The following is an 18,850-nucleotide window of genomic DNA, read 5'->3' on the forward strand; positions in this document are numbered from 1 at the left end:
ACCTGTGACTCACACAGCGCCCACGACGTCCGCGCGTGCCGTACCCAAGATCCTCGTCGTCGGCGGCGGTTACGCCGGCTTCTACACCGCATGGAAGCTGGAAAAGCACCTGCGCAAGGGCGAGGCCGAGGTCACCATCGTCGACCCGCTGCCCTATATGACCTACCAGCCTTTCCTTCCTGAGGTCGCTGCCGGTGAGATCGAGGCGCGCCACGTCGTCGTCAGCCTGCGTCGGCACCTGAAGAAGACCCGCGTGGTCACGGCCAAGGTCACCGGGATCGACCACGCCAACCGCACGGCGACCATCACGCCGCCCCAGGGCGAGCCGTGGCAGGAGAGCTACGACCAGATCGTCGTGACCGCGGGCGCCGTTTCCCGCACCTTCCCGATCCCGGGCATCGCCGAGAATGCCATCGGCCTCAAGACGATCGAAGAGGCCGTCGCCGTCCGCGACCGCATCCTCACCAACTTCGACCGCGCCGCGAACCTCCCGGCCGGCCCCGAGCGCGATCGTCTACTCACGGTCGTCGTCGTCGGTGGCGGCTTTGCCGGCATCGAGGTGTTCGCCGAGACGCGCGCGCTGGCGTCGTCGCTGCTCAAGGACTACCCGCAGCTGCGCTTCGAGGACACCCACTTCCACCTGATCGAGGCGATGGGCCGCATCATGCCCGAGGTCTCGCTGAAGACGAGCGAATGGGTCCTGAAGGATCTCGCCAAGCGCGGTGCGAACGTCCACCTCGACACGCAGGTCATGGGCGCCGTCGACGGCAACGTTGAGCTCTCGACCGGCGAGGTCATCCCCACCGATCTGATCATCTGGACCGCGGGTGTCATGGCCAACCCGACGGTCGTTCGCGGCGGTGACCTGCCTGTCGAAGAGCGCGGCCGTATCCGCACGCGCGCCGACCTCCGCGTCGGCACGCCCGAAGAGGTCGTCGAGGGCGCCTGGGCCGCCGGTGACGTGTCGGCCGTTCCCGACCTCACGGGCAAGGGTGTGGGTGGCTACTGCGTGCCCAACGCTCAGCACGCGGTGCGTCAGGCGAAGCTTCTCGCGAAGAACCTCGTCGCCGTTCTGCGCGACGAGGTGCCCCGCGAGTACATCCATCACAATCTGGGAGCCGTCGCCGGCCTTGGCCTGTACAACGGTGTCTTCCAGTCCCGCAATATCGCGCTCAAGGGCTTCATCGCGTGGTGCGCACACCGCGGCTACCACGGCTTGGCGATGCCGTCGTGGGAGCGTAAGTGGCGCGTGATCGGTGACTGGTGGCACAACTTCTGGCTGCGTCGTGACAACGTGTCGCTGCAGACCGTGCAGAACCCGCGTTATGTCTTCGAAGAGTTCGCGTCGCGTCCGCGCCCCGCTGCTCCCGCGGAGGCGCCGGCCGCTCCCGCAATCGACCCCAAGTCGGTCGCCGCGGAGAAGACGGGCGCCGCCGAGCCGACGGCCGAGAACAAGCCCGCAGCGAAGAAGGCACCGGCGAAGAAGAGCGCCGCTGCCGCGAACGCCGGCTGACGAGCTAGCGTGGGCGGTGCCGGTCGCTGACCGACGCGCCCCCGTAGCCCAATGGCAGAGGCAGGCGACTTAAAATCGCTTCAGTGTCGGTTCGAATCCGACCGGGGGTACGCGAAGCCCTTGCAACGACAGGCATCAGGCCCCCGTCGACTCCGGTCGGCGGGGGCTTTTGCTGAGTTTCACTGACGATGGCACCGCGTGTCATCTAGGCTGGTGCCCTCTGGCGCGAAGGAGCCCTGCCCGATGACGATCGATCTGCTCGAAGGGCAGCCGCGCGCGCGACAGCCCTGGTCCGATCCGGCGGCCTACTGGGCCGCGCGCTCCGCAGCTGTCGCCGACGTCTCCGGACCGGTCGCGACCATCGACCTCGACGCCTTGCAGTACAACGCGATGGACCTCATCGTCCGCTCCGCGGGAGTGCCCATCCGCGTGGCGAGCAAGTCGATTCGCGTGCGCGAGGTGCTCGACGCCACTCTCGCCGTCCCCGGGTATCGCGGCATCCTGGCGTTCACGCTGCCGGAGGCGCTCTGGCTGGCCAAGGATCACGAGGACGTTGTGCTCGGCTATCCGACGGTCGATCGGGCCGCCCTCGCACAGCTCGCGCACCATGAGGATGCCGCGGCCCGCATCACCCTCATGGTGGATGATCCGGCGCAGCTCGACCTGATCGACGCCGTCGCCGCGCCACGTGCTCGCGCGACGATTCGCGTCGCGATCGATGCGGATGCGTCGTGGCGGGCGCCTGTGTTCGGCCACATCGGTGTGCGCCGCTCGCCGGTGCACGACGCCGCGGAGGTCGCCCGCCTGGGGCTGGCGATCCTCGCGCGCCCCGGCTTTCGCCTGGTCGGTCTGATGATGTACGAGGCGCAGATCGCCGGGCAGCCCGACGACACGGGCTCGGGTGATGCCGTCATCCGGTGGATGCAGGGGCGGTCCCGCGAGGAACTCGTCGACCGCCGCGGAGCCATCGTCGCGGTGCTGCGCGGGCTCACCGAGCTCGAGTTCGTCAACGGGGGAGGCACCGGTTCGCTCGAATACACCTCCGCCGACCCGGCCGTCACGGAGACGACCGCCGGCAGCGGTCTGCTCGCGGGTCACCTCTTCGACGGCTACCGCGCGTTCGATCCCGCTCCGGCGGCGGCATTCGCTCTGGAGGTCGTGCGCCGGCCGACCGACGATATCGCCGTCGTGCTCGGTGGCGGCTGGATCGCCTCCGGCCCCCCGGTCGCCTCGCGTCAGCCGCTGCCGGTGTGGCCACCGGGATTGAAGACGCTGGGACGAGAAGGTGCGGGAGAGGTGCAGACGCCGTTGCAGGGTGACGCTGCGCGTCGGCTTTCGGTGGGAGACCGTGTCTGGTTCCGCCACGCGAAGAGCGGTGAACTGGCCGAACGGGTCGACAGGTATCACCTGACGATCGGTGATCGGCTGGTCGGTGAGGCGCCGACGTATCGCGGCGAAGGGAAGAACTTCCTGTGACGCGCCCCGGCGGCGTATGGCAGAACTGGGCGCGTACCGAGAAGATCCGACCACAGGTCGTCGAGTATCCGACGACCGTCGAGGCGGTGCGGCGCTCGGTGCGCGCGGCCGCGTCACGTGGCCGCGCGGTCAAGGCGGTGGGCTCCGGTCACAGCTTCACGGGGATCGCCGCCGCGCCCGGCACCCTGCTCGAGCTCAGCGAGCTGTCCGGCCTGGTCTCGGTCGATCGAGAGCGCGGTCGTGCTCGGCTTCTCGCCGGAACGCGGCTGTACCGCGTGCCCGCGCTCCTGGCTCCGTACGGCCTGGCGATGGCCAATCTCGGTGACATCGATCGCCAGTCGATCGCCGGCGCGCTGTCCACCGGAACCCACGGCACGGGGCTGCGATTCGGCGGACTGGCCACGCAGGTGGTCGCCGCAACGCTCATCACTGCGGACGCGCAGGTGCTGACGGTCGATGACGACAACGAGCCCGACTTGTTGCCAGCGGTGGCACTCGGCCTCGGCGCGCTCGGCATCCTCGTCGACGTCACACTCCAGTGCGTCCCGGCGTTCACGCTGCACGCCCAGGAACGGCCGGAAGCGCTGGACGGCGTGGTCGACAGCCTCGTCGCTCGTGCGGAGGATGCCGACCACTTCGAGTTCTACTGGTTCCCGCACACCGACGTGGCGCTGACGAAGACCAACACGCGGCGGGCCGCCGACGCGCCGACCTCGCCGCTCTCATCGGCAGCGAGACTGGTCGACGACCTCATCATCGGCAACGGCGTGCACCAGATCGTCTGCAGTGCTGGCCGTGCGGCGCCTGCGCTCGTGCCCGGGATCAACCGGCTGTCGGCGCGAGTGTGGGGCGACCGCGAGTTCTCCGACGCTTCGCACCGTGTGTTCGCCACGAGTCGCGGCGTGCGGTTTCGGGAGATGGAGTACGCCGTGCCGCTGGGGCGCCTGACCGAGGCGTTCCGCGCCGTCCAAGACCTCGTCGATGAGCGTCAGTGGCGAATCGAGTTCCCGATCGAGGTGCGGGTGGCGGCCGGCGACGACCGGTGGCTCTCGACGGCCCACGGCCGCGACAGCGGGTACATCGCGGTGCATCGCTATTGGCGTGCGGATCACCGCGACTACTTCGGGGCGGTCGAGGAGATCATGCTCGCGCACGAAGGCCGCCCGCATTGGGGAAAGCTGCACACCCTGGATGCCTCGGTATTGCGGCATCGCTACCCTCGCTTCGACGACTTCGTCGCGCTTCGCGATCGTCTCGATCCCACTCGCATGTTCCGCAACAGCTATCTCGATCGCATCCTGGGTGCGTAGGCCGCACGGGCGAGGACGATGGATGGGGAACGGCTGAGAGTGCGCTCTCGGCTCGGTGAACGGAGCGGCCCCGCCGATAGGATGATCCTCAGTCGATGGGAGTTGTATGGAATGGCTGATCCCGGTTCTGATCGTCGTCGCTCTGGTGGTGGTCGCCGGTGTCTATCTGTGGGCGACGTACAACTCGCTCGTCGCGCTCGGCGTGCGCGTCGATGAGGCGTGGAGCGACATCACCGTACAACTCAAGCGTCGTGCCGATCTGTTGCCGAACCTCATCGAAACCGTCAAGGGCTACGCGGCGCACGAGAAGGCAGTGTTCGAGAACGTCACGCGCGCCCGAGCTGAGACGCTCACGGCGGGCTCGCCGGCGGAAGCGGGCGTGGCCGAGGGGCACATGCAGCAGGCGCTGAAGTCGCTGTTCGCCGTCGCAGAGGCCTATCCGCAGTTGCAGGCGAGCCAGAACTTCCTCCAGCTGCAGCAGTCGATCGTCGACACCGAGGACAAGATCCAGGCGTCGCGGCGGTTCTACAACGGCGGCGTCCGCGAACTGAACACCAAGATCAAGGTCTTCCCGAACAACATGTTCGCGCGCAACCTCGGCTTCCACGAACGTGAGTTCTTCGAAGTCGTCGACGGTGCGGCGATCGCCGAGCCTCCGCGCATCCAGTTCTGAGCGCAAGCGCGGCATGTATTCCGCGATCGCACGCAACAAGCGCAACACCTGGCTGATCCTGGCCGGGTTCGTCGTCGTCCTCGGGTTGATCGGCCTTGCGGCGGGCTGGCTCGCCGGAAACAACTGGTGGATCACCGCTTTCGTGCTGGTCGGCGCCGCCGGATACGCGACCTTGCAGTACTTCCTCGCCGACCGGGAGGCGTTGGCGCTGTCGGGTGCACAGGAAGTCACCCGGGAGGAAGCACCGCGCTACTTCCGAATCGTCGAGAACCTCTGCATCAGCACCGGAACACCCATGCCGACGCTCCACGTGGTGGAGGATGCCGCGCCCAATGCCTTCGCCACCGGCCGCACACCCGAGCGCGCCGCCATCACTGTGACGACGGGCCTGTTCGAACTGATGACCGATCGCGAGCTCGAAGGCGTTCTCGGCCACGAGCTGGGCCACATCCGCAACTACGACATCCGCGTCTCGCTCGTCGTCTTCGGGCTCGTCGTCGCGGTCGGTCTGATCGCCGACATCCTGCTGCGGGTCGCGTTCTTCGGGGGAGGGCGCCGCGGCGGCAACAACCAGTCCCAGCTCTTCTTCCTGCTCTTCGGCGTGGTGGCTGCTCTCGTCGCTCCGCTTCTCGCCGGAGTCGTCCAGGCCGCCATCTCTCGTCAGCGCGAGTACCTCGCCGATGCCACCAGCGCCCTCACGACCCGCGACCCCGACGGCCTGTCGTCTGCGCTCGCGAAACTCGGAGAGTACGGACGTCCTCTGGCCAAAGCGAACACATCGATGGCGCACCTGTGGATCAGCGACCCGCTGCGCCCCGGCGCCGTCCAGCGCCTGTTCGCGACTCACCCGCCCATCCCTGACCGCATTGCGCGTCTTCAAGAGATGGGTGGCCGGTTCTGAGTTCTAGACTGGCGGGATGAGCGGCTCCGACGACACTTCCGGCGCCGAGCGGCGCGGCTCGTTCCTCGACTCTCTGCGCGAGCGCACCGTGGCCTCGGATATCGACCGCGGCTTGCCCCGTGGCCTGCGCGTGGCAACGGCCTACGCCTGGCGCTTCGTGGTCATCGCCGTCGCTGCCGGCATCCTGATCTGGCTCGTCATCCAACTCAAGCTGCTCGTCGTTCCCCTGCTCGTGGCGATATTGATCACGGCTCTGCTCTGGCCCGCGCTGAGCTGGATGCTGAACCGTGGAGTGCCCCGCTGGCTCGCGATCGTCGTATCGGTGATCGGCACGATCGCCGTCGTGGGCGGTCTGCTCTGGCTGGCGATCTGGCAGATCACTCGGGAGTGGTCGAGCGTTCAGGCGCGCACGACGCAGGCGATCGATCAGTTGCGCCAGTATCTCATCGACGGACCGCTTCACCTCACCGCCGAGCAGATCGACGATCTGCTGGCGCGGGCATGGAGCTACCTGCAACAGCAGGTGGAAGTGCTGTGGTCAGGCGCCCTGGTGGTGGGCTCCACCGTCGGCCATGTCATCACGGGCGCGGTGCTGGCCCTGTTCATTCTGCTGTGCACGCTCGCCGACGGCGCGGGTATCTGGCGTTGGGTCGTGCGACTGTTCCCGCGTCGCGCCCGCAGCGAGGTCGACGGGGCGGGTCGCGCCGGCTGGCGAACGGTCGTCACCTATGCGCGCACACAGCTGCTCGTCGCGACGATCGACGCCACCGGCATCGCCCTTGGCGCCTTCTTCCTGGGTGTTCCGCTGGCCATTCCGATCGGCGTGCTCGTCTTCCTCGGCGCGTTCGTCCCCTTCGTCGGTGCGGTTGTCACCGGCGCCCTCGCCGTCTTCCTCGCGCTCGTCTACAACGGGCCGTGGATCGCCTTGTGGATGCTGGTGGTCGTTCTCGCCGTGCAGCAGATCGAAGGCCATATCCTCCAGCCGCTGCTGATGGGCTCCGCAGTGAAGGTTCACCCGCTCGCGGTCGTCCTCGTCGTCGCCGGGGGAGCGATGATCGCCGGCATCCCCGGTGCTCTGTTCGCCGTACCGCTCGCCGCGTTCGTCAACGTTGTGGCGGTGTACCTCGGCCGGCGCCGCGACGACGGCTCTCCACCGGAGGAGAGCGACCTCATCTGGAGCACCGTTCCCCGCAGCAGGAAGAAGACCGCGTGACCCTCCCTACCCTGGCAGAATTCGAGGGAGCCGCCGCCGTCCTTCGCGATGTCATCCTCAAGACTCCCTTCGACGTCTCCGAGCACCTGAGCGATGTGCTCGGTGCCCCCGTCTACCTCAAGCTCGAGAATCTGCAGCGCACGGGCTCGTTCAAGATCCGGGGTGCCACCTATCGGCTGTCCCGACTGAGCGCCGAAGAGCGGGCTCGTGGTGTGGTGGCCGCGTCGGCGGGAAACCACGCTCAGGGTGTCGCCCTCGCAGCGCAGAAGCTCGGCATCCACGCGACGATCTTCATGCCTCTCGGTGTGCCCGTGCCCAAGCTGCTGGCAACGAGGGGCTACGGTGCCGAGGTGATCTTGGAGGGAGCCACCGTCGAGACGCCGCTCCGCCTGGCCGCCGAGTACGCTGAGCGCACCGGCGCGGTGCTCATCCACCCGTTCGACCATCGCGACGTCATCGTCGGACAGGGAACGCTCGGGCTCGAGGTGTGGGATGCCGTGCCGGACCTCGACACCGTCATCGTCGGCATCGGGGGAGGCGGTCTCATCGCCGGGGTCGCCGCCGCGGTGAAGGCGCGGGCGGCCCTTCACGGCCGCACGGTGCGCATCGTCGGTGTGCAGGCTGAGAACTCCGCGGCCTATCCTGCTTCTCTCGCGGCCGGCGAGCCTCTCACGGTCGCGACCACCCCGACGATCGCCGACGGCATCGCCGTGGCGCGTCCGGGCGACGCGCCGTTCGAGGTCATCAGCGAGCTCGTCGACGAGGTCGTCACCGTCAGCGACGACGACATCGCGCGGGCGCTGCTCGTGCTCTTGGAGCGGGCCAAGCAGGTGGTGGAACCGGCGGGGGCGGTTGGAGTGGCGGCGATCCTCTCCGGCAAGGTGGCGCCGACGGGCGCGACCGCGGTCATCCTCTCCGGGGGCAACATCGATCCGCTGCTGCTGCAGCGCGTCGTCGCGCACGGGCTCGCGGCATCTGGGCGCTACATGACCCTCGAGATCCCGCTGCCCGATCGGCCCGGACAGTTGGCGCGGGTGTCGGAGCTGCTCGCGATCGCGGGAGCCAACGTCATCGAGGTGCTGCACACCCGCCACGGTCAGGGCTTGCAGATCAGCGAGGTGGTCCTGCAGCTCAGCGTCGAGACGCGCGGCGCGGAACACCGCGCACACGTCATCACCGTGCTCGAGGAGGCCGGCTTCCACCCGCGCCTCGCACGCGACTGAACTCGGCGGACGAAGAGCGACGAGGGGGAGTGGTCAGGATGCTGCGGCTCGCCGCATCCGGTCACTGACCGTTGTAGGTCTCGACCTTGACGATCTCGACGGCGATCTCGCGGCCGTTCGGAGCGGTGTACGAGGTCTTCTCGCCTTCGGCGAGGCCCAGGATGGCCGCGCCCAGTGGCGAGGCCTCGCTGTAGACGTCGAGTTCGGACCCGGCGGCGATCTCGCGGCTGCCGAGCAGGAATACCTCTTCGCCTCCGGCGACGATCGCCGTGACGACGGTTCCGCCCTTGACGGTGCCGTCCGACTCCGGTGCTTCACCGACGACAGCATCCTTCAGCAGCGATTGCAGGGTGCGGATGCGCGCTTCCTGCTTGCCCTGCTCATCCTTCGCGGCGTGATAGCCGCCGTTCTCCTTGAGGTCGCCCTCTTCGCGTGCGGCTTCGATGCGCTTCGCGATCTCTTCGCGACCCGTGGTCGACAGGTGCTCGAGCTCGGCCGCGAGCCGGTCGTAGGCGTCCTGGGTGAGGAAGGTCTCCGTGTTCTCGGGCACGTCGTCTCCTTGTCGATCGGAATCGGAGAGTCCGGTCGCGATGGCGTCGATGCGACACCCTGCCCGCGCCGGGCTAAGCCAAACGCCCCGGCTGCTGCCGGGGCGCGTATGTCGAATCAGCCTACGGGATCCAGCATGACGGGACCAAACCGGTCGTCGCCTCGGCGGTCGTTGGCACGACCTCGGAGAAGGTTCGGCTGTGGGCGGGGTCGGCCGGGTACGACACGACCTTCCAGCCCACGATGCCGTGATCGGTGTCCTGTGCCTCGATGACACAGTCGACCGCCGAGCTCGGCGCCAGCGTCAGCTGGAAGTCGACGGTGACGCTGCGCGCGTCGGTGAGGTGGAAGCCGAGCACGTCGATGTCGACGGACTGCGCGGCCTGCGCATAGGTCGACCAGCCCAGGTAGCCGACGGCGGCGACGGCCACGAGACCGATGCCGATCACCGCAGCACGGCGTCCACGGAGGCCGCGGCGACGTCCGTAGCGATCGTCGAGTTCCTGCTGCGTGCGCATCGCGGTCATGACACTTCCCGAGGTTCTAGGCTGGTACTTCCAGGCTAGGCGCTCCGCGCGGAACAGAGGAACGATGCACGCACTGACGGTCGCACTCGCGAGCGTCGCCGCCGAGGCGACACCCACCCCGACGATGACGGTCAACCCGGATGCCGTCACCCCCGGGTTCGCGGGCTTCGTCGGCATCGCCGTGCTGGCCGTGGCGGTGATCTTCCTCCTCATCGACATGCTCCGCCGCATCCGTCGCGCGGGGTATCGATCCGAGATCGCCGAAGAACTCGACGCGCAGCAGCAGGCCGACGCCGCTGCGGTGGCCGAGGAGCAGGCGTCCGCCGCCGTCGAGGCGAGCGACACCGACGATCAGGACATCGACCGCGCGACGCGCTAGCAGCGCCCCATCGCCGTGACGGAGTGGCTCAGCCGGACGCGCCCAGCGACGGCACCAGTGGGTGCAGTGCGATAAGCAGGCACGCCGTCCAGTGGCACAGGAACGCGAGCACCGTGCACACGTGGAAGATCTCGTGGAAGCCGAAGTGCCCCGGCCACGGGTTGGGCTTCTTCAGCGCGTAGACGATAGCCCCGCCCGTGTACAGCAGGCCGCCGACGATGACCAGGATCATCATCGCGACGTTCACCTGCAGCAGGTCGACAAGGTACATGACCGCGGCCCAGCCGAGCAGGAGATAGAGCGCGACGTAGAGCCATCGCGGCGCGTTGATCCAGAACACGCGGAACAGGATGCCCAGCAGTGCTCCCGACCACACCAGCACGAGCAGCAGAGTCCCCTTGCCCGGTTCCAGCGCCAGCACCGCGATCGGTGTGTAGGTGCCCGCGATCAGCAGCAGGATGTTCGCGTGGTCGATGCGCTTGAGCACCGCCTTGGTCGTCGGCGTCCAGGTGAACCGGTGATACAGCGCGGAGTTGCCGAACAGCAGCAACGAGGTCGCCATGAACACGGCTGCCGCCCACTTCGCCGGCGCGCCATGAGCTGCGACGATGAGCACGGTTCCGGCGACGAGCGCGACGGGGAACGTCCCCGCGTGGATCCATCCGCGCCACGTCGGCTTCAACTCGTCCTGAGAGCTGGCAGATGCCGCTTCGATGAGGGGGAGCTGGGGCATCTCGGTGCCCTCGGAACCTGGGTGTCGGGTCACGTCACAGAGCCTACGCGCCTGTGCATTCCGCGCCACGCACATAGCGTTCGCGCGAGATCGGGCCAGCCCGCGCGGTAGCGTAGGGGGCGTGACACCCACCGGTTCGAGCGAGGGGCGCGGCTTCCTCTATCGCCTCTACAGTTCGCGGCTGCGTCGCGAGTTGACGCCTGAGACCGTGCCACACCATGTCGCGATGATGATCGACGGCAACCGCCGGTGGGCACGCCAGGCGGGCTTCGCGACTGTGGCGCACGGGCATCGCGCCGGGGCGGCGAAGATGCATGAGTTCTTGCGGTGGTGCGATGACCTCGGCATCCGTGTCGTGTCGCTGTATCTGCTCTCGACCGACAATCTCACCAAGCGTGACTCACAGGAACTCGCCGATCTCCTCGAGATCATCGCCGAACTGGCCGACGAGCTCTCCCGCGAGCCGGGCTGGCGCGTGCAGCACGTGGGGCGGGCGGAGATACTCCCGGCCGACCTCGCCCGCGTGCTTCGCACGGCAGAGGAACGCACCGCCGGAAATACCGGGCTCCACGTCAACCTGGCCGTCGGCTACGGCGGGCGCGGCGAGATCGTCGACGCGGTGCGCAGCATCATCGCCAAGCACGACGAGAGCGGAGGCTCGCTCGAAGAGCTTGCCGCGAGCCTCACACCAGAGCAGATCGGCGAGCATCTCTACACCGGCGGTCAGGTCGACCCCGACCTCGTCATCCGCACCTCGGGCGAGCAGCGGCTCAGCGACTTCTTGCTCTGGCAGTCCGCACATTCCGAGTTCTACTTCGTCGAGGCCCTCGGGCCGGATCTGCGCGAGGTCGATTTCCTGAGGGCGATCCGCGACTACGCGACGCGAGATCGGCGCTACGGCGGCTGAGGACTGTCGGCGGCGCGCGACGGCCCCGGCTGCGCCCGTGGGCGCATGGGACAATGGCAGACGTGAACGATCTGGCGCCCTATCTCGAGTCCTTCGACGGCGTGGAGGGCTACCTCGATTGGGCCGCATTCGGGCCGCTCTCCCCGGCCGTGCGGGCGGAGATGCTCGCCGACGCCGAACTGCTCGGCAGTGGTCGCCGCTCGGGAATCGACCTGGTGGCCTCGCGGGTGGGCGAGGCGCGCGAGTTGATCGCCGGCATCCTGGCGTGTTCGGTCGACGACGTGGTGATGCAGCCCTCGACGACCCAGGGACTGATGCACGCGATGCACGGGTTGGCCGGAACCGTGATCGTCTCCGCGCAGGACTTCCCGGCGCTGCGTGTCACCGCGCGCCGTGCCCACGACTCGCGCGGGCGCCTCACTGTGCGCGAGATCGACCCGCCTGACGGCATCGTCACGGCGGATGCGGTCGCCGACGCCCTCGATGACGACGTGACGGCTGTCGGGGTGAGTCTCGTCGATTTCCGCACCGGGGCTCTCGCCGATCTCGCCGCGATCCGCGAGCTGATCGGCGACCGACTTCTGATCGTCGACGCCATCCAGGCGTTCGGCGTGACCGACGTGGATTGGTCTGCCGCCGACGTCGTGTGCGGCAACGGGTACAAGTGGCTCCGTGCGGGGCGCGGCACCGGTTTCGCCCGCTTCTCCGATCGTGCCCGCGAGCGCATACAGCCGGTCCTCTCGGGAATCTCCGGGATGCAGGGCGATGCATCCAGCCTCGGCGTTCCGGCGCCGCTGTCGAGCGCCGCGGCCTATCAGGTGGCGCCGACGGATCCGCTGGCCGCGGGCCGTCTGGCAGTCGCGCTGCGCGAGATGACGGATGCCGGCATCCCCGAGATCGCGGGCGAGGTGCGCTCGCGCGCGCAGGCCGTGATGGACCTCGCCGATCGCTACGGGGTCCCGATCCTGACTCCGCGCGACCGGCATGCCGGCATCGTGACACTGCAGCCCGCCCCCCACGATGCCGCGCCACTCTCGGCCGCCCTAGCCAACCACGGGGTCACTATCACTGCTCGGGGTGCGACGATCCGTGTCGCCGCCCACGCGGGCACTGGCGCCGACACCCTGCGCCTGCTCGGCGACGCGCTGGCCGAGGTGGGCACCACACGCGTGGTGATCGACGTCGCACCAGGGGGCCTCACGCTTCCCGACGCGATCGAGGCGTGACGCACCGAGTTAACACGTTGGTCACCTGCGAGCGGCGTGTCGTGGATGACGCGAGGCGCCTCGTCGCCGTACGTTCATCACATCGGGCACGGCGCCCGGTCGAGTCGGCCTTTTCACGACTCGTGGCCACGGTCGACTCGAAACTGCCGGGTGTTGCACCCGGGGCGGGAGTGAGTTGTGATCACACGGGCTTCACTGCAGCAGCGACACATCGACGACGAGACCGATGACGCCGCAGACACCGATCTGCGCACCTACGTCCTCGATACTTCTGTCCTGTTGAGCGATCCGCGGGCATTCTTCCGGTTCGCGGAGCATTCCGTCGTCGTACCCGTCGTCGTCGTCACCGAGTTGGAGGGCAAGCGCCACGATCCGGAGATCGGCTACTTCGCCCGACAGGCGCTGCGCCACCTCGACGAACTGCGCGTCGAGCACGGCCGCCTCGACTTTCCGGTGCCCGTCGGCGAGGGCGGCACGTTGCGCGTCGAGCTGACCAACACCGACTCCTCGATCCTTCCCGCAGGTATGCGCCTGGGCGACAACGACACCCGCATCCTCGCGGTGGCGATGCACCTCGCCCAGGAGGGCCAGGAGGTGACGGTGGTCTCCAAAGACCTCCCGATGCGTGTGAAGGCGGCCTCACTCGGCATCCCGGCCGAAGAATACTTGGCCGAGCAGGCGGTCGACAGCGGCTGGACCGGCATTGCCGACATCTCCGTATCGGGTGATGACATCAGCGACCTCTACGAGACAGAAGTCGCCACCAGCGACGAGGTGCGCGGCTTTCCCCTGAACACCGGCCTGGTCATTCACTCCGAGCGTGGCTCGGCTCTCGGTCGGGTGACTGGCGACGGCAGCTACCGCCTCGTGCGGGGAGACCGCGACGTGTTCGGGCTGCACGGACGCAGCGCCGAGCAGCGCATCGCGATCGACCTGCTGCTCGACCCCGACGTCGGCATCGTGTCGCTGGGTGGTCGAGCCGGCACCGGAAAGTCGGCTTTGGCCCTCTGCGCCGGACTCGAAGCCGTGCTGGAGCGGCAGCAGCAGAAGAAGATCATCGTGTTCCGTCCGCTCTTCGCGGTGGGCGGGCAGGAACTGGGCTACCTGCCGGGAGACCAGGCCGAGAAGATGAACCCCTGGGGTCAGGCGGTGTTCGACACCCTCGGCTCCGTGGTCACCGGGAACGTGCTGGAAGAGGTCGTCGACCGCGGGATGCTGGAAGTCATGCCCCTGACCCACATCCGCGGACGTTCGCTGCACGACGCGTTCGTGATCGTCGACGAAGCCCAGTCGCTCGAGCGCAACGTGCTGCTCACCGTCCTGAGCCGGATCGGGCAGAACTCCCGGGTCGTGCTCACCCACGATGTCGGCCAGCGCGACAACCTGCGCGTCGGCCGCCACGACGGCATCGCTTCGGTCATCGAGACGCTCAAGGGACACGGCCTGTTCGGGCACGTGACGCTCGTGCGTTCCGAGCGCTCCGCGATCGCCGCGCTTGTCACCGACCTGCTGGAGCAGGGCGAACTCAGCTGATCGTCACGGTGCGTGGCGAGGGCTACTCCCAGCGGTAGCCCTCGCCACGCACGGTCGTGATGTGGTCGGCGCCGAGCTTGGCGCGCAAGTAGCGCACGTACACGTCGACGACATTCGAGCCCGGGTCGAAATCGAGGCCCCAGATGCGGCTGAGGAGTGTTTCGCGGGTCAGCACCGCACCGGGATGGCGCAAGAACTGCTCGGCGAGGGCGAACTCGCGCGCCGACAGGTCGACATCGCGTCCGGCGACGGTGGTGCGCCGCGCGAGGAGATCCAACGTGACATCCCCCTGCGTCAGCACCATGGTGATCGTGCCGGTGCGCTCACGCAGTCGTGAGCGCACGCGTGCCATCAGCTCGGCCAACGAGAACGGCTTCGGGACGTAGTCGCTGGCACCGGCATCCAGTCCGTCGACGGCGTCGCGCGCCGAACTGCGTGCCGTGAGCATGATGACCGGGACCGAGGCTCCGTCGGAGCGCAGATGCCGGAGCACCTCGAATCCGTCCATCGTGGGAAGGCCGACGTCGAGGATCACGAGGTCGATGTCGCCCTGACGCGCGCGGTCGAGCCCGGCGGGCCCGTCGTCAGACGCAACGCACTCGTAGCCCTCGGCCGTCAGCGCGCGTGTGACCATCGCCACGATGTGCGGTTCATCATCGATGATGAGGATGCGAGTCATCCGGAAGCCTCCCGTTGTTGGACGACGTCCCCCGCACGCACAGGCGTCGGGAGGGTCGCCTGTGTGCCGATGGGGATTTCAATGGTGAACGTCGCGCCGCCGCCCGGGGTGTCGGCGACGACGCAATGACCGCCGTGCGCCTTGGCGATCGCATCGACGATCGCCAAGCCCAGCCCCGAACCGCCGACCGAGCGCTTTCCGGTGCCGCGGTCGAAGCGTCGAAAGATGCGATGGCGCACGGCGGGGGCGATGCCGGCTCCGTGGTCACGGACCCAGAGCTGAGCACCCGAGGGATGCACGGCGCTACCGATCTCGATGGGCGAGTCGGACGGGGTGTACTTCGCGGCGTTGTCCGCCAGCTGCAGCCACGCCTGGAGCAGCCGGTCGTGATCGCCGTGGATGATGCCGGAAGCCTCTTGCTCCAGGCTCCAGCCGTGGCCGCCGATGACCGTGACCAGCTCGGAGACCCGCTGGGTGAGAGCGGCGAGGTCGACGTCGCCCATGGTGAAGTTGTCGCTCTCCGCAGCGGCGAGCAGGTCGATGTCGCCGATGAGTCGGGTCATCCGATCAAGCTCGGCGATTCCCAAGGCGCGCGTCGCTCCCACGTCGACGGGATCCTCGGGGTCCATGAGTTCGAGGTGACCCCGCACGATCGTGATCGGCGTCTTCAGTTCGTGGCGCACGTCATCGAGCAGCCGGCGCTGGGCGTCGAACAGGGCGTCCGGAGTGTCCAGGCCCTCGGGTGGCCCGGGCGATGCCGGGTCATCGATCAGAAACCATCCGACGACGGTCGTTACCGCCAGCGTCAACGCGCCGGCAGCGGCGAAGACACCGACGGCGCTCCAGGTGGTCTCCGCTCCGGTCACCGCATGCAGCACGAGCAGAGCGAGCCCGGTGAAAGCGAAACCGGCCGCCACGACGGCGAGGATCACCGCCAGCGTGCGCGCACGACGACTCGTCGGGACGAGGCGAGCGGCGCGGTTCACGTGATGATTATCGACCCGGATGCGTCGTCGTGCGATCAGCCCGGGTGTGTCATGGAAAGCAGGTCGAGCTTCTCATCGAGCTGCTGCTCGGTCAGCTCGCCGCGTTCGACGTATCCCAGTTCGATGACGGCCTCGCGGACGGTGATGCCCTGGGCGACGGCGTGCTTGGCGATCTTGGCTGCCGCTTCGTACCCGATCAGCTTGTTGAGGGGTGTCACGATCGACGGGGACATGCCGGCGAAGGCGGCGGCTCGCTCGAGGTTGGCCTGCAGCCCATCCACCGTCTTGTCGGCGAGGACTCGCATGGCGTTGGAGAGCAGGCGGATCGACTCCAGCAGCGCGGTGCCCATGACGGGGATCGCGACGTTGAGCTCGAACGAGCCCGACGCGCCCGCCCACGCCACGGTGGCATCGTTTCCGATCACACGGGCGCACACCATCAGGGTCGCTTCGGGAACCACGGGGTTCACCTTGCCGGGCATGATCGACGAGCCCGGCTGAAGATCGGGGATGTGCAGCTCGCCGAGACCGGTGTTGGGTCCGGAGCCCATCCATCGCAGGTCGTTGTTGATCTTGGTGAGCGACACCGCGATGGTGCGCAACGCACCCGAGGCTTCGACGAGGCCGTCGCGGTTGGCCTGGGCCTCGAAGTGGTCCTTCGCCTCGGTGATGGGCAGCTCGGTCTCTGCGGCTAACAGCGCGATCACCTTCTGGGGGAAGCCCTGCGGAGTGTTGATGCCTGTACCGACGGCTGTGCCGCCCAGCGGCACCTCACCCACGCGGGGCAGGACGGCCCGTACCCGCTCGATGCCCAGGCGGATCTGGCGCGCGTAGCCGCCGAACTCCTGCCCGAGAGTCACCGGTGTGGCATCCATGAGGTGCGTGCGGCCGGACTTGACGGCATCCTTCCAGAGCACCGCCTTGGCCTCGAGCGCCACAGCGAGGTGGTCCAACGCCGGGATCAGGTCATCGATGAGCGCCTGCGTGACGGCGATGTGCACCGACGTCGGGAACACGTCGTTGGAGGACTGCGACGCATTGACGTGGTCGTTCGGGTGCACCGTGGCGCCGAGCTTCCGCGTCGCGAGAGAGGCGAGCACCTCGTTCATGTTCATGTTCGACGACGTGCCCGACCCGGTCTGGTAGGTGTCGACGGGGAAGTGTGCGTCGTAGCGGCCGGAGATCACGTCGTCGGCGGCGGCGGCGATCGCGTCGGCAATGGCGCCGTCGAGGGTGCCGAGCTCCTTGTTGGCGAGTGCAGCGGCCTTCTTGATGCGCGCGAGCGCCGCGATCTGCGTCGACTCGAGCCCGGTCCCGGAGATGGGGAAGTTCTCCACGGCGCGCTGTGTCTGCGCGGCGTACAGTGCGTCTTTCGGAACGCGCACCTCGCCCATGGTGTCGTGCTCGATGCGGTACTCGGTGGTGTCGGTCATTGCGGTCACATCCTCGTTTCCTGTGCGTGTTCTGTTGTGCTCCGCCCCGTCGGCCGGCCGGACGCCGGTGCGCGGGCGGTGGTGCTCAGGGCTGGTCGAGCCCGACCGCGACGTGGGGGACGGCCGTGCCTTCGATCAGTCGATAGTTCGCTCCGACAATGCCCAGGCGGCCATCGGCCACCGCATCGGAGATGAGTCGGGAGGAGGCGAGGATGTCGTCGACCGTGTTCTTGAGGTGCTCGCGGCCGACCTCCTCGGCGTCGAGCGTTCGCGGATCGACGTCGCCGCCGGCGTCACGCAGGACCGCGCGGGCGGCGGGCACGATGCGGGAGATGAGTCGCCAGATGTGGGGCGGAAGTTCGGGAGAACCGAGCGCGGTCGAGTCGATGGCGGCGCGGACCGCGCCACAGGCGTCGTGCGCGAGGACGATGATCAGCGAGACATCGAGGGCGGCGACCGCGTACTCGAGGCTCGCGATCGCCGAGTCTGAGGCGATCTGACCGGCGTTGCGCACGACGAAAAGATCTCCGAGGCCTTGATCGAAGATGATCTCGGCGGCCAGACGCGAGTCTGCGCAGCCGAACAGTGCCGCGCGTGGCGTTTGCGCGTTCGCCAGTTCGTTCCGGTGCTCGACATCCTGACGGGGATGCCGGGGCTGACCGGTGACGAAGCGTTCGTTGCCCTCCCGCATCTCGGCCCAGACGGTGGTCGGAGTCGGTCGTGGGGTCACGCTCATTGTTTCTCCTCGCGCAGAGTCAGGATCTGAGAGGTCACTCCGGTGGCGGCGACGGCCGCCGTCGCCGCGTCGGTCGCTCCATAGATGAGCACGGTGTCGGGGCCGGCTTTCGTCGAGATCGCGTAGGAGACGGTGTCGGTGCGTGCCGCCGCGGGGATCGTGTACTCGTCCCAGACGATGCTGTCGATCGTGACGCTGCCGGTGGGGGCGAATCCGCCGAGCACCTTGGCGGGCCACGTTGCGTCGGCGTCGATTCCCTGAGCCACGCGCACATAGCCGCTCGGCGGCGCGTAGATGACGCGCCACATCGAGCCCTCGAGGCGCGCGGAGTTGGCGCGCCAATCCGAAGGGACCGAAGGAACGAGCAACGTCCGTCCGAGGGAGGCGGACGCGCTCTGCGCCGCCGCCGCGACGTCGGCTTCTTCCGGTTCGGGGAGGGAGCCGCGGGGCACCCCGAAGTAGACGACGGCCACGACCGCCATCGTCACCAGAAGCGCCGCGACCAGGTTTCGGAAGGTCTTGCTCTGGCGGTAGGCGCGCGACGCAGCCGCCTTGCGATCGGCGGTCTCCTCCGCGGTCTCCGGACGACCGAGCTCGGCGACGATACGAGGACCGGTGGCCATCAGGACTCCGCGTCCGCAGGACGGGCCGCGTCGAGCAACCGCTTGGCTCCCCGCAACCACTCTTCACAGCGGGCCGCCAGCGCTTCACCGCGTGTCCACAAGGCCAGAGAGTGCTCGAGCGTGGGTGATCCCTGCTCGAGCTCGGCGACGACGCGCACGAGCTCGTCGCGTGCCTGCTCGAACGAGAGATCGGCGACGTCGGCGGCCGTGTCGCTGGTCATGGCGTCCAT

20 protein-coding genes and 1 tRNA gene are annotated in these 18,850 nt (G+C 68.3%); 12 read left to right on the plus strand and 9 right to left on the minus strand.

What is annotated here, in order from left to right; all coding sequences use genetic code 11:
* Positions 1-4: 4 nt before the first annotated feature.
* From ITJ43_RS14050 to ilvA, 8 genes are all read left to right on the plus strand, one after another.
* A complete protein-coding gene (locus ITJ43_RS14050; RefSeq protein ID WP_194584469.1) occupies positions 5-1,513 on the plus strand; it encodes an NAD(P)/FAD-dependent oxidoreductase in 1,509 nt (502 codons plus the stop codon).
* A 37-nt stretch (positions 1,514-1,550) separates the two neighbouring features.
* Positions 1,551-1,623, plus strand: a tRNA-Leu gene (locus tag ITJ43_RS14055).
* A 133-nt stretch (positions 1,624-1,756) separates the two neighbouring features.
* Entirely contained in the window at positions 1,757-2,989 is a 1,233-nt protein-coding gene (locus ITJ43_RS14060; protein WP_194584470.1) for an alanine racemase, read from the plus strand.
* Entirely contained in the window at positions 2,986-4,299 is a 1,314-nt protein-coding gene (locus ITJ43_RS14065; RefSeq protein ID WP_194584471.1) for a D-arabinono-1,4-lactone oxidase, read from the plus strand. Before ITJ43_RS14060 ends, ITJ43_RS14065 begins: the two co-directional genes overlap by 4 nt.
* Positions 4,300-4,405: 106 nt before the next feature.
* Positions 4,406-4,972, plus strand: a complete 567-nt coding sequence (locus tag ITJ43_RS14070; RefSeq protein WP_194584472.1) for a LemA family protein — start codon at positions 4,406-4,408, stop codon at positions 4,970-4,972.
* 13 nt (positions 4,973-4,985) lie between these two features.
* Positions 4,986-5,873, plus strand: a complete 888-nt coding sequence (locus tag ITJ43_RS14075; protein WP_194584511.1) for a M48 family metalloprotease — start codon at positions 4,986-4,988, stop codon at positions 5,871-5,873.
* Between the two features lie 16 nt (positions 5,874-5,889).
* Positions 5,890-7,086, plus strand: coding sequence for an AI-2E family transporter (locus ITJ43_RS14080; RefSeq protein ID WP_194584473.1), 1,197 nt, complete (start codon positions 5,890-5,892; stop codon positions 7,084-7,086).
* On the plus strand, positions 7,083-8,309 hold the full coding sequence (gene ilvA, locus ITJ43_RS14085; protein WP_194584474.1) for a threonine ammonia-lyase: 1,227 nt from the start codon (positions 7,083-7,085) through the stop codon (positions 8,307-8,309). Before ITJ43_RS14080 ends, ilvA begins: the two co-directional genes overlap by 4 nt.
* Before the next feature lie 61 nt (positions 8,310-8,370).
* On the opposite strand, the gene greA is transcribed toward ilvA, so the two are convergent.
* Together greA and ITJ43_RS14095 are read right to left on the minus strand one after the other, a co-directional pair.
* On the minus strand, positions 8,371-8,859 hold the full coding sequence (greA, locus tag ITJ43_RS14090) for a transcription elongation factor GreA (RefSeq protein ID WP_194584475.1): 489 nt from the start codon (positions 8,857-8,859) through the stop codon (positions 8,371-8,373).
* A 121-nt stretch (positions 8,860-8,980) separates the two neighbouring features.
* The gene (locus ITJ43_RS14095) at positions 8,981-9,385 is read right to left on the minus strand and encodes a DUF4307 domain-containing protein (RefSeq protein ID WP_194584476.1); all 405 of its coding nucleotides are present in this window, start codon (positions 9,383-9,385) and stop codon (positions 8,981-8,983) included.
* Positions 9,386-9,449: 64 nt separating this feature from the next.
* Between ITJ43_RS14095 and ITJ43_RS14100 the strand changes: the two genes are divergently transcribed.
* Complete coding sequence (locus tag ITJ43_RS14100; protein WP_194584477.1) at positions 9,450-9,764, plus strand: hypothetical protein; 315 nt, start codon at positions 9,450-9,452, stop codon at positions 9,762-9,764.
* Between the two features lie 28 nt (positions 9,765-9,792).
* Here the strand turns inward: ITJ43_RS14100 and trhA are convergent, their stop codons facing one another.
* Positions 9,793-10,497: a PAQR family membrane homeostasis protein TrhA gene (trhA, locus tag ITJ43_RS14105; RefSeq protein ID WP_194584512.1), complete on the minus strand. Its 705-nt coding sequence runs from the start codon at positions 10,495-10,497 to the stop codon at positions 9,793-9,795.
* Between the two features lie 121 nt (positions 10,498-10,618).
* On the opposite strand from trhA, the gene ITJ43_RS14110 reads away from it, so the two are divergent.
* The 3 genes from ITJ43_RS14110 to ITJ43_RS14120 all read left to right on the plus strand — a co-directional run bounded on the left by ITJ43_RS14110 (position 10,619) and on the right by ITJ43_RS14120 (position 14,163).
* Entirely contained in the window at positions 10,619-11,404 is a 786-nt protein-coding gene (locus ITJ43_RS14110; RefSeq protein ID WP_194584478.1) for an isoprenyl transferase, read from the plus strand.
* A gap of 53 nt (positions 11,405-11,457) precedes the next feature.
* A complete protein-coding gene (locus tag ITJ43_RS14115) occupies positions 11,458-12,630 on the plus strand; it encodes an aminotransferase class V-fold PLP-dependent enzyme (protein ID WP_194584479.1) in 1,173 nt (390 codons plus the stop codon).
* Between the two features lie 177 nt (positions 12,631-12,807).
* Positions 12,808-14,163 (plus strand): PhoH family protein, encoded by a 1,356-nt coding sequence (locus tag ITJ43_RS14120; RefSeq protein ID WP_194584480.1) that lies wholly within the window; start codon positions 12,808-12,810, stop codon positions 14,161-14,163.
* 22 nt (positions 14,164-14,185) lie between these two features.
* Here the strand turns inward: ITJ43_RS14120 and ITJ43_RS14125 are convergent, their stop codons facing one another.
* From ITJ43_RS14125 to ITJ43_RS14150, 6 genes are all read right to left on the minus strand, one after another.
* On the minus strand, positions 14,186-14,842 hold the full coding sequence (locus ITJ43_RS14125) for a response regulator transcription factor (RefSeq protein ID WP_194584481.1): 657 nt from the start codon (positions 14,840-14,842) through the stop codon (positions 14,186-14,188).
* Positions 14,839-15,828 (minus strand): HAMP domain-containing sensor histidine kinase, encoded by a 990-nt coding sequence (locus ITJ43_RS14130; protein ID WP_323741243.1) that lies wholly within the window; start codon positions 15,826-15,828, stop codon positions 14,839-14,841. Before ITJ43_RS14130 ends, ITJ43_RS14125 begins: the two co-directional genes overlap by 4 nt.
* A 35-nt stretch (positions 15,829-15,863) precedes the next feature.
* Positions 15,864-17,261: a class II fumarate hydratase gene (locus ITJ43_RS14135; RefSeq protein WP_194584482.1), complete on the minus strand. Its 1,398-nt coding sequence runs from the start codon at positions 17,259-17,261 to the stop codon at positions 15,864-15,866.
* An 85-nt stretch (positions 17,262-17,346) separates the two neighbouring features.
* On the minus strand, positions 17,347-17,997 hold the full coding sequence (locus ITJ43_RS14140) for a carbonic anhydrase (RefSeq protein ID WP_194584483.1): 651 nt from the start codon (positions 17,995-17,997) through the stop codon (positions 17,347-17,349).
* Positions 17,994-18,620, minus strand: a complete 627-nt coding sequence (locus tag ITJ43_RS14145) for a DUF4245 family protein (protein ID WP_194584484.1) — start codon at positions 18,618-18,620, stop codon at positions 17,994-17,996. The genes ITJ43_RS14140 and ITJ43_RS14145 overlap by 4 nt, the downstream gene beginning before the upstream one ends.
* A complete protein-coding gene (locus ITJ43_RS14150; protein WP_194584485.1) occupies positions 18,620-18,850 on the minus strand; it encodes an exodeoxyribonuclease VII small subunit in 231 nt (76 codons plus the stop codon). Before ITJ43_RS14150 ends, ITJ43_RS14145 begins: the two co-directional genes overlap by 1 nt.

Origin of the sequence: Microbacterium sp. VKM Ac-2870 (assembly GCF_015350795.1) — a bacterium.
Classification (GTDB): Bacteria; Actinomycetota; Actinomycetes; order Actinomycetales; family Microbacteriaceae; genus Microbacterium.